Source organism: Methylophaga muralis (genome assembly GCF_001720165.1).
Taxonomy (GTDB): domain Bacteria; phylum Pseudomonadota; class Gammaproteobacteria; order Nitrosococcales; family Methylophagaceae; genus Methylophaga; species Methylophaga muralis.
On sequence record NZ_MCRI01000052.1, the window covers coordinates 1 to 11,202 of the forward strand.

Here is an 11,202-nt window from a genome sequence, read left to right on the forward strand (position 1 = left end):
TAAAGCTATCGTTTAGGTTACGTTTGCTTAGGGATTGCTGCAATGCGTGTGCCAAAGGCATTTTTAAAGTGCTAGATCGCCATATATATAAGGCGTAGCTTGATACGAGAAATATTGTTAGCAATAGAAATGGAGTGATCTCTATAAAAAGTTCATTAACGAAAGAACTTTTTACTGATGATTAATATTCTTAGGTTGAATAAAGAAATATCAGCTCGACTAAATAGAAATTCTCTCAACCCGCATTTGAGTTCAAGCTCAAAGACGTTACAATCGAAACACATCAACTTTGCTGTTGTCAGACTCCCCAGCGCAGCAGTAACACACCCAAACAAACTAAGAGTGATTATGGAAAATAAAATCTTATCGACTGGCGCCAAGGCGCTTGAAGTAAACCTTGATGCCCTTCGTTATGGATCTTTTGCTGAAATTGGTGCCGGTCAGGAAGTTGTTCGCTGGTTCTTTCGGGTAGGAGGTGCGGCGGGCACGATTGCCAAAAGTATCTCGGCTTATGATATGAAAGTCAGCGATGATATTTATGGCAAAGCCGCCCGCTATGTTTCCCGTGAGCGTCTGGAAGACATGCTGGACCATGAATATAACTTAATCGTGGAATGTTTAAGCGAACAGCGTGGCGATAACACTGCTTTTTTTGCCTTTGCCAATACCGTGTCGGCACGTAATTATCATGGTACTAATGAATGCCATGGCTGGTTAGGCATTCGTTTTCAGACCGAACCTCACGCAGCGCATAGCGAAATCATTATTCACGTGCGAATGCTCGATCATGAAAATGCACTGCAACAAGAAGCTCTGGGCATTCTCGGGGTGAATCTGGTTCATGGTGCATTTCACCTGAGCCATAATCCGGACCTGTTAGTAAAATCATTGCTGGATAATCTGACCACAGATCGAATTGAAGTCGATATGGTGGACTTACATGGTGATGCTTTCTTGCATGTTGATAACCGTGTTATCAGTTTGAGACTGGTACAACTGGGCTTAAGTAATGCTGCGATGTTTTCAGCGGATGGTCGGGTGCTACAGCCCTCAGAGCATCTGCGTAAGAAGAATGTATTAGTCGAAAGAGGCCGTTTCCGCCCTGTCACCCACGTCAATATTGATATGTTGAATGCAGCCAGAAAACAGTTTGAAGCCGAAGATGACTCGGCTCCGGATGAGACGATCTCCATTATGGAAATCACCATGCATAATCTGCTTGATGGCAATGACAGTATTGATCTGGAAGATTTTATCAGTCGTGCTGATGTGTTGGAGGCAACAGGTCATACGGTGATGATTTCGGACTATCCAGAGTATTATCGGTTAGCTACTTATCTGTCCCGTTACACCAATCGTCGTATCGGGATCACCATGGGGGCTCACAGTTTGATAGAGCTGTTTCACGATCGCTACTACACCACTTTGCATGGCGGTATTTTGGAAGGCTTTGGCCGGTTATTTAAAAATAACGTCAAACTCTATATCTATCCTTATAAAGACGCGGCAACCAACACATTATTCAAGGTAGACAATCTCAACGTCGATGCAAAACAAAAATATCTCTACGAATATCTGAAAGAAGGTGAACATATTCAACAGATTGAAGCATTTAACGAAGAATATCTGCACATCTTTTCACCGGATGTATTGAAAATGATTACCAGTAACGAACCAGGTTGGGAAAACTTAGTCCCCGAAGTCGTGGCTGAGAAAATCAAAACGCAGCAGTTGTTTGGTTATAAGCCCGCCGAATAATTGGTGATACCGTAGCCATGCTAGGTTGGGCTGAGGCACGAAGCCCAACAATTCTGGTGTTTCACGGGTTGGGCTTCAAACATTCAGCCCAACCTACATTTAATTCTTTCTATTGATCAAAATCATGTTGAAGCGATGTATTGGCTTATGCAGTGTTCGACTTTAACAAACCCGAAGCCAACGTCAAAAATGCATCAACCGCTTTGATTGATGCAGCATGGGGATCCTCTGCATTAGCAATCCATAAAGATGCGCCAAACAAAGCACCATTAATCAGTCGTGCCATTGCCAGTGAGTCAACTTCTCGCAAAACACCCTCTTCCATCAGCTTTTCAATACTGAGCTGAGTATTACGAATACAACAGTTTTTACGTGGCCACTGCGAAGGATCACCTAATACAGCAGGACCATCCAAAAGCGTGATGCGCTGAATTTCCGGTTCACATGCCATATTGAGATAAGCGATTGAGCCATTAATAAACGCATCCCATGTGGTTGGGCCTTGCGACTTTATCGCTGAAAGTCGTGTGGTCATTTCCTCTTCTATCTGTTGAATGACAGCTTTCAGTAAGCCTTTCTTACCACCGAAATGATGATACAGCGCGCCGCGTGTTAATCCGGCTTCTGCCGTAAGATCATCCATACAACTTTCCGCGAATCCATGTTGAGCAAAAGATTCTCTCGCAGATTTAATGAGCTTAGCCTGGGTTTCGGCAATCATATCTTCACGTCTTTGCGCCATTTTTTTCTCCAATTCTTTTACATACGTATTGCATGTGAGTTGACATACAGTGCGTATGCGAAATACTATACATCACATACGTCGCGTATGAACAAGTAATTCCGCACTAAATTTAAGGCAATTATACATACGATTCGTACGCCATCTGACATACGAATCGTATGTAAGTTGCAGAATCATAAATTTACTAAAAACCCGTTTCCAACCAGAAACTCAAGGAGAACCACATAATGAACACAGGAAACACCTTAAGATTATTTTTGCTGGGGAGCATTGCAGCGATGGTCTTGTCCGCATGTGGTAATCCAGAAGCGGCTAATCAAGCAGAAGCGCCGCCCGCACCTGAAGTCAGTGTGGCACAAGTCGTAAGTGAGCGAATAACCGAATGGGATGAATTTACTGGTCGTTTACAAGCACCGGAAACAGTCAATCTGGTGCCACGAGTATCCGGTTATATCGAACAAGTACATTTCACTGAAGGTGCTTTGGTGAATAAGGGCGATTTATTAGTGCAAATTGATCCACAGCCTTTTGCGGCTGAAGTCGCCAGACTCAAAGCCGAACTACAAAGCGCACAGAGCGCGTTAGCACTGGCTGAAAACGAATACATCCGAGCGGAAAAGCTGAGTGTTGCACGCGCGATTTCTGAGGAGCTGCTTGATACCCGTTTAGCCCGTAAACAGCAAACCGCTGCAAACGTTGCCTCTGTTAAAGCGGCTCTACATCGCGCTGAATTGGATCTAAGTTACACCCGTATCACCGCGCCTATCAGTGGTCGGGTGTCTTATGCACAGATAACAGTGGGTAACTATGTCAATGCAGGTCAAAGTCAGTTAACCAGCTTGGTATCGACCGAAAAAATGTACGCTTATTTTGATGTCGATGAGCAAAGTTACCTGAAATATCTTCGCCTGAGCGAGGACGGTAAACGAGCAGATACCCGTGATGCCACAGCAAATCCTGTTTATATGGCGCTGGCCGACGACAGCAATTACCAACACACGGGGAATATTGATTTTGTCGACAATAGTGTGAATCAGCAAACCGGCACTATCCGCATCCGTGCCAGTTTTGCCAACAGCGACAACAAACTGTTACCAGGCTTATTTGCTCGTATCAAACTGGTTGGTAGTGACTCATATCAGGGCATTCTGATTGATGAAAAAGCCATTGGCACCGATCTGAATAACAAGTATGTGTTGGTGGTAAATGCTGAAAATCAGTTGGAGTATCGCGCGGTTAAGCTTGGTGAAAAGGTTAACGGGCTGCGTATTGTGCGTGAAGGTTTAACGGCAACAGATAAAATTGTTGTTAACGGCTTACAACGCGTGATGCCGAATATTCAGATAGCACCCAAACTGGTGAATATGGCAACCGATGATCAATTAGCCGGTTTACGTAAAAATCAACAACTGCTGGATAAAACCAGCACCGCACTGACTGCAGAGACAGTAAGTTCAGCAGATAAAGGTTAAGGATAACGTCATGTTCTCGCAATTTTTTATTAAACGCCCCATTTTTGCGGCCGTTATTTCACTGTTCTTTTTAATTACCGGTGCTATCGCAGTTTGGCAATTGCCAATCACTGAATATCCTGAAGTGGTTCCCCCTACTGTCGTCGTAACAGCCAATTACCCTGGTGCCAACCCTAAAGTGATTGCTGAAACAGTGGCTTCACCATTGGAGCAGGAAATTAACGGTGTGGAAGAGATGCTTTATATGTCATCTCAATCCACCTCAGATGGCCGCATGACACTCACTGTGACATTTGCCATTGGGACCGATGTTGATTTAGCCCAAACGCAAGTGCAGGCACGAGTCGATCGGGCAATGCCACGTTTACCACAAGAAGTACAACGCTTAGGGGTTGTCACCGAGAAATCATCGCCCGATTTAACCATGGTGGTGCATTTAAGCTCGCCGGACGATCGGTACGACATGCTCTATCTATCTAACTATGCGCTGTTGAATGTTAAAGACGAGTTGGCGCGTGTTAATGGTGTGGGTAATGTAGAGCTGTTCGGTGCTGGTGATTACAGTATGCGGATCTGGCTGGATCCCAATAAAGTGGCGGCTCTTGGTTTATCCCCAGCGCAAATTACTGCTGCGATCCGTGAGCAAAACCAGCAGGCGGCAGCGGGTAGTTTAGGTGCTCAGCCTAGTGGTGAAGCTGAGTTTCAATTACTGATCAATGTTAAAGGCCGTTTATCTACCGAGGAAGAGTTTGGCAATATTATTATCAAGGTCGGTGACAACGGTGAGGTCAGTTACTTAAAAGATGTTGCTCGTATTGAATTGGGCGCCTCGACCTATGCCTTACGATCGTTATTAAATAACAAAGACGCCGTGGCTATCCCTATTTTTCAGGCCTCTGGTTCTAACGCAATTCAAATCTCTGACGATGTACGCGCCAAAATGGCAGAGCTATCGAAAAGCTTTCCAGATGGTTTAGCCTACGACATTGTTTATGACCCCACGGTGTTTGTTCGTGGTTCTATTGAGGCGGTAATAAAAACGCTGCTTGAAGCATTGGTCTTAGTAGTACTGGTGGTAGTGCTATTTTTACAAACCTGGCGTGCATCCATTATTCCTCTGGTGGCAGTACCTGTCTCGTTGATCGGTACGTTTGCTTTATGCATCTGCTCGGCTTTTCGCTTAATGCCTTATCGTTATTTGGTTTGGTATTAGCCATCGGTATCGTCGTCGATGATGCCATCGTGGTGGTGGAAAACGTAGAGCGTAATATCCGGGAAGGTTTAACGCCAATTGCCGCTACACAAAAAGCCATGACAGAAGTCACCGGGCCTATTGTTGCTACTACTTTGGTTCTGGCAGCTGTGTTTATTCCTACCGCCTTTATGTCAGGCTTAACCGGGCAGTTTTATAAGCAGTTTGCCTTAACCATTACGATTTCTACCTTTATCTCGGCGATTAACTCGTTAACCCTCAGCCCTGCCCTGTCGGCGCTATTGTTAAAAGCACCAGGCGAGAAAAAAGATCTGTTAACACGTGCCATGGACAAACTCTTAGGAGGTTGGTTATTTGGTCCGTTTAATCGCTTCTTTGCTCGTCTATCCAAAGGCTATGGCTGGTTAGTGAAAAAGGTGATCCGCTTTGGGGCGCTGGTTGGCATTATGTATATCGCACTGTTGGGGTTAACGGGTATGCAGTTTGCCACTACCCCATCCGGATATGTACCAGGCCAGGATAAGCAATACCTTGTGGCGTTTGCACAATTGCCAGATGCTGCGTCATTGGAACGCACCGATTCAGTCATTAAGGAAATGTCGAGTATTGCACTTGAACAACCTGGCGTAATCAGTTCCGTTGCTTTCCCCGGACTGAATATTAACGGTTTTACCAACAGCCCCAACTCCGGCATCGTCTTTACGACCTTAAGCGATTTTAATGAGCGTAACGATCCATCAATGTCGGCCGATGCGATAGCTGCAGCGTTGAACCAGAAATTTGCCGGTATTGAAGATGCCTTTATTGCCATATTCCCTCCTCCACCTGTACAGGGGCTTGGCACCATTGGCGGATTCAGGTTGCAAATACAAGACCGCGCCAGTCACGGTTACGAAGAGCTATACAACGTGACTATGCAGGTAATGCAAAAAGCCTGGGCCACGCCTGAGCTGACCGGCATTTTCTCCAGCTATCAGGTCAATGTGCCACAGCTGGATCTGGATATCGATCGCACTAAAGCCAAACAGCAAAATGTGTCGCTGGATGAGATATTTCAAACGCTGCAGGCTTATATGGGCTCGGTGTATGTCAATGATTTCAACCAGTTTGGCCGTACCTATCAGGTGAATATGCAGGCTGACGAGCAGTTCCGTCAGAGTGCGTCGCAAATTAGCCAGTTAAAGGTACGTAATGGTAGTGGTGAGATGGTTCCACTGGGTTCCTTTATCAATGTTACTGATACAGCGGGTCCAGACAGAGTCATGCATTACAACGGTTTTACCACCGCTGAAATTAATGGTGGTCCAGCACCGGGTTACAGTACAGGTGAAGCTCAGGCAGCGATTGAGAAAATACTGGCAGAAACGTTACCCAACGGGATGACCTATGAATGGACTGAGCTGACTTACCAGCAAATTCTGGCCGGTAACGCCGGAGTATTTATCTATCCTTTGGTGATTATGCTGGTATTTATGGTATTGGCAGCACAGTACGAAAGCTTAAGCCTACCGCTGGCCATTATTCTGATCATTCCGATGACATTATTGTCAGCACTGAGCGGCGTTTTAATCTATGGCGGGGATAACAATATCCTCACTCAGATAGGGCTAATAGTCCTGGTCGGGCTCGCCACCAAAAATGCCATTTTAATCGTCGAGTTCGCCAAAGAACTGCAGGACCATGGCATGAGTGCGATGGAAGCCATTTTGGAAGCAGGCCGCTTGCGGTTACGGCCGATTTTGATGACCTCTATCGCCTTTATTATGGGCGTAGTACCCATGGTGTTTTCCACTGGTGCAGGTGCCGAAATGCGCCAAGCCATGGGGGTGGCCGTGTTCTCCGGCATGATTGGTGTCACCTTCTTTGGCTTAATCTTAACGCCGCTGTTTTATTACATGCTGGCCAAACGTGGCGAGAAAAAAGCGCTGCCATCGTCAACTGCAATAAATGATAAGGCGGAGACTAACCATGCGTAACACACACAAACTTACGACAATTGCTGTATTGGTGATGTCATTAAGCGCTTGTGCTGTAGGGCCTGAATATCAGGCCCCTGCAAAAGTGGCCGATATCAACGTCAGCAGCCCGTATCAACAGGCAGAACTGACACAAAACTGGTGGCAAGCCTTTGATGATGAATCGCTGAATCGGCTGATACAACGGGCCTTGAACGAAAACCGAACATTGGCTCAAGCCAGAGCCAATGTCGACAGGGCTTATGCTGTGTTTCAAGATGCTGATAATGACATTCTGCCAAAAGGCACTTTGGACGCGGGCTATCAAGCCAGTGAAAACGCTGTGCTGCAGCCAACTAATGACAGTGTGATTATCCGAGGCTATAGCACCGGCGCTAATTTAAGCTGGGATTTAGATTTGTTTGGCAAATTACGCCGTGCCACTGAAGCTTCTGAGGCTCAGGCGCATCAGGCTGATATTTTATGGCACGACGCTCAGGTACAGTTAATTAGCCAGGTGGCAACCAGTTACGGTGAATACCGTGGTGCCCAATTGCGTTTGGTCGTGGCAGAACAAAACTTACAAAATCTGCAGCAAAGCCGTGCCATTGTTATGGCCAGGTTGGAGGCCGGTATGGCTTCCGAACTGGAGCTGGCACAAATAGATGTGCAAATGCATCAAGTGAATGCTGCGATACCTGCATATCGTGTTGCACTGTTAACCGCAGATGCTACTTTGTCAGCTTTATTAGCACAGCGGCCCGGCCAGCTGGAACTTGATGATATGCCCCGTTTACCGCAGTTAAAAAAACCCGTAGCCGTTGTTGAAGGTGAAAACTACCTGCGTTATCGCGCTGATGTGGCAAGCAGCGAGCGATTATTGGCTGCCCGAACTGCAGAGATTGGTGTGGCTACTGCCGATTTATACCCTAATGTATCGATAAGCGGTTTTTTAGGCTTTTTATCTGGCCCGGGTTTATCGCTAGGTAGTGATACTAAAAGCTGGGCGGTTTCCCCCAGTTTAAGCTGGCAGGCCGCTGATTTAGGATCAGTGAAAGCACGTATCCGTCAGGCTGAAGCTAGTTCTCAAATGGCGCTAGCTGAGTTTGAACAGCAAGTGTTTAACGCTATTAATGAAATGCAATTGGCTCTCAATAGTTACAACTTGAGTCGTGAGCAGCAGTTAAGTACTGAATTGCAGTGGCAGGCCAGTAACAAAGCGGTAGCTATTTCCCGTGAGCGCTATAACGCCGGCACTGGCGAATTCCTCGATCTGCTCGACTCCGAGCGCGAACTGCTACGTAGCCGCGATCAACTGGCTCAACTGCAGCAGCAAAGCTTTATCCGCTTAGTTGAGATTTACCGCAGTTTTGGTGGCGGAATACAGTTGATTTAGTGCTCGTTGTTATGTGAAAAAGCCGGACCATGGTCCGGCTTTTTTATATCTTTTATTCCGAGAGTTATTTCTCCAGCAATTTGTATATAACTGAACGTTAATTATTGGACAGTTGTTTCTGCTGATATGGCAATTGATTGCCATATCGACGGCAAAAATTGCCTTGTCTGAAAACAAATTCTGCTGCACTCATTACTATCGTTAGCATTCTGCTCATGGAACATGTTTTGCTTTATATCAGGCTGTCTCTCTTAAAACATAGGAATGGATTCAACCATGATCATTAATAATGTAGTCAATCAGCAAAACCTCAGCCAAAGCAGCCAAAAGCTGAACAGTAATATGTATAACGACCCAGTATCTTTCGCCGATATCATGCACGCTCAAACTGAACAAGCTAAGCAAACCCATGCGATTGATTCTAAAGACCGTGATCAAGCTGATTTTACAAACATGACTCGGCAAGAGATGTTTGATTGGATGAATAGCCAAATTCGCAGTGGAAAAATGACTTTGGATGAAAGCTCCCCTTTACTAATCATGACAATGAAAATATCAGTGGAAACCGGACAAAGCGTTGATATGGCAACGGACTCATCCCCCATCAATTCCCGAACGAGCTCGTTCGGGAATTGATGGCGCGCTGTCACTTAACGATCAGGAATTAGCCAATAGATTGCAAACAGTTTTAGAAATCATGCAGAAAAATCAGAGTTAGCCAAATAAGTTTGTCATGGAGTTAACCTGCCATTGATGCAATATCAACGGCTTGATTTTGCGTCTCTCCATTTTAAAGGTATCCTCACCACAATATTGATCGAACTACGTAGGAAATCCACCTCTATGAAACACCTTGTCTGGCTGATGGCTTTTATCTTCCCTCTTATACTTTCTGGCTGTGGTTACGATGAATTTGAGGGCAGATTTATCAGTTCGGATGGTAGCGTGAGTTATGAGTTCCAGACGGATGGGACGCTGAAAATCATTCAGGGAGATGATCTCACGACGGCTGATTATCAATATAAAAGCAGCGATCAAATTATTAAGCTCAGTTCAGATCAGGATTTACCTACAGATACGCTCACAGTTGAAGGTGAGAATCATCTTCAAAGTGATGAACTTATACTGACTCGCGGTATTGATTACGCAATGTTGACTGACACAACCTGGATTGGAAATCAGGGCCAATACACATTTGCATTAACCTTCACCATGAGCGAACAAGGCTTAGAAACTGTTTCTGAGCTAGTGTCTTATTACGATGAAAACATGATGTACTTGTCACAGACTGATGACAGTATTACTCGATTAGAGGCGAATAAACTGTTGCTTGATCAAACTCAATACATCGTTTCAGACGTGACACGGGAAAGTTTCAAAATCTCAATCGGTGAAAACAGTATGGTGCTTGAAAGACAGCCCAAAGGCACTGAAATAACGATTCGTGATGGGTATCAATTGATCGAAGACTAATCATGATGCTGATTGCGCTAATCAGCTCGTTGTCACTACATTTGTTTAATCGCTTAAAAATAACAGATTTAATTTTAATTCTGGAAAGTTGTTGTTATTTGCATTGCATGAACCTCATTAATAAAGACATAAATGTTCGCAATGCACACAGAGTACCTGTTGGAGAGAATTCATGATTTCGCCCTTACTACCCGAAGACGAAAAACAAAGAATGGAAAAGCTAAGAGCGCTTAAAATTCTAGACTCGGCTCCGGAAGAAAGATTTGACCGACTTACACGCATGGCAAAACGCATGTTCGGCGTGGATATTTCTGTATTAAGTTTAATTGATGATGGTCGTCAGTGGTTTAAATCAAAAGCATCCGAAAATGAACTTCCTGATGAAACGCCAAGGGAAATCTCGTTTTGTGGACACGCCATTTTAGGCAATGATGTGTTTGTCGTCGAAGACACCTTTGAGGATCATCGTTTTAAAGATAATCCCTTAGTCACTGAAAATCCCAATATCCGTTTTTATGCCGGTTATCCGTTAAAAGTGGGTAATGGTAGCGCCCTTGGTACACTCTGCATTATTGATGATCAACCCAGAGAATTTGATCCTGAAGATTTGCAATTATTGAGAGACCTTGGGGTTATGGCCGAACAGGAAATTGCAGCATTGCAATTAGCAACCCTGGATGATCTAACCTTAATCTCCAATCGCCGTGGTTTTAAAGACTTGGCAAAACACAGTTTAAGTGTCTGTAAACGCAAGGCGTTACCCGTATCCATCCTGCTGTTTGATTTAAATAAATTTAAGCCTATTAACGATAAATTTGGTCACGCTGAAGGTGATAGAGCTCTCATAGTATTTGCCAATACGCTACGAAAAGTTTTTCGTGAATCTGATGTTTTCGGCCGTTTAGGTGGAGATGAATTTGCAGTATTAATGATGGATGTTGATGCTGAAAATACTGAAAAAGTAATTGAACGATTCAAAGCAGAAATTACGGCCTACAATGAAGAAGCTGCACGCGGCTATGATATTGAATACAGCGTTGGATATACCAATACGTTAGTAGAAGAGCATATAGATATTAATGATCTTTTAGCCGCCTCTGATAAGAAAATGTACGCAGAAAAAGACAATAAGGTGCGTTGAAAATCACAAAAAGCTACCTCTGAATTCTCTATCTGTAACTCATAACATA

General features: G+C 44.6%; 7 protein-coding genes and 1 pseudogene. 7 read left to right on the forward strand and 1 reads right to left on the reverse strand.

Annotation, left to right across the window (positions count from 1 at the left end):
- Positions 1–348 precede the first annotated feature (348 nt).
- Entirely contained in the window at positions 349–1,758 is a 1,410-nt protein-coding gene (locus A9E74_RS12820) for a nicotinate-nucleotide adenylyltransferase (RefSeq protein WP_069297002.1), read from the forward strand.
- Between the two features lie 145 nt (positions 1,759–1,903).
- Here A9E74_RS12820 and A9E74_RS12825 read toward each other — a convergent pair whose 3' ends face one another.
- On the reverse strand, positions 1,904–2,500 hold the full coding sequence (locus A9E74_RS12825) for a TetR/AcrR family transcriptional regulator (RefSeq protein WP_069297003.1): 597 nt from the start codon (positions 2,498–2,500) through the stop codon (positions 1,904–1,906).
- Between the two features lie 230 nt (positions 2,501–2,730).
- On the opposite strand from A9E74_RS12825, the gene A9E74_RS12830 reads away from it, so the two are divergent.
- From A9E74_RS12830 to A9E74_RS12855, 6 genes and pseudogenes are all read left to right on the forward strand, one after another.
- Entirely contained in the window at positions 2,731–3,975 is a 1,245-nt protein-coding gene (locus tag A9E74_RS12830; RefSeq protein WP_069297004.1) for an efflux RND transporter periplasmic adaptor subunit, read from the forward strand.
- Between the two features lie 10 nt (positions 3,976–3,985).
- Positions 3,986–7,164, forward strand: a pseudogene (locus A9E74_RS12835) (efflux RND transporter permease subunit).
- Complete coding sequence (locus A9E74_RS12840) at positions 7,157–8,539, forward strand: efflux transporter outer membrane subunit (RefSeq protein WP_069297005.1); 1,383 nt, start codon at positions 7,157–7,159, stop codon at positions 8,537–8,539. The pseudogene A9E74_RS12835 and the gene A9E74_RS12840 overlap by 8 nt, the downstream one beginning before the upstream one ends.
- A gap of 276 nt (positions 8,540–8,815) precedes the next feature.
- Positions 8,816–9,175, forward strand: a complete 360-nt coding sequence (locus A9E74_RS12845) for a hypothetical protein (protein WP_141696819.1) — start codon at positions 8,816–8,818, stop codon at positions 9,173–9,175.
- Positions 9,176–9,382: 207 nt separating this feature from the next.
- Complete coding sequence (locus tag A9E74_RS12850; protein WP_069297006.1) at positions 9,383–10,012, forward strand: hypothetical protein; 630 nt, start codon at positions 9,383–9,385, stop codon at positions 10,010–10,012.
- Positions 10,013–10,184: 172 nt separating this feature from the next.
- Positions 10,185–11,153, forward strand: coding sequence for a sensor domain-containing diguanylate cyclase (locus A9E74_RS12855; RefSeq protein WP_069297007.1), 969 nt, complete (start codon positions 10,185–10,187; stop codon positions 11,151–11,153).
- The last annotated feature ends 49 nt before the right edge of the window (positions 11,154–11,202 follow it).

Bases quoted from the DNA above. Each gene is read 5' to 3' on its own strand.
- A9E74_RS12825 (WP_069297003.1), bottom strand. From the start codon at position 2,500: ATGGCGCAAAGACGTGAAGATATGATTGCCGAAACCCAGGCTAAGCTC.
- A9E74_RS12845 (WP_141696819.1), top strand. From the start codon at position 8,816: ATGATCATTAATAATGTAGTCAATCAGCAAAACCTCAGCCAAAGCAGC.
- A9E74_RS12840 (WP_069297005.1), top strand. From the start codon at position 7,157: ATGCGTAACACACACAAACTTACGACAATTGCTGTATTGGTGATGTCA.
- A9E74_RS12830 (WP_069297004.1), top strand. From the start codon at position 2,731: ATGAACACAGGAAACACCTTAAGATTATTTTTGCTGGGGAGCATTGCA.
- A9E74_RS12855 (WP_069297007.1), top strand. From the start codon at position 10,185: ATGATTTCGCCCTTACTACCCGAAGACGAAAAACAAAGAATGGAAAAG.
- A9E74_RS12850 (WP_069297006.1), top strand. From the start codon at position 9,383: ATGAAACACCTTGTCTGGCTGATGGCTTTTATCTTCCCTCTTATACTT.
- A9E74_RS12820 (WP_069297002.1), top strand. From the start codon at position 349: ATGGAAAATAAAATCTTATCGACTGGCGCCAAGGCGCTTGAAGTAAAC.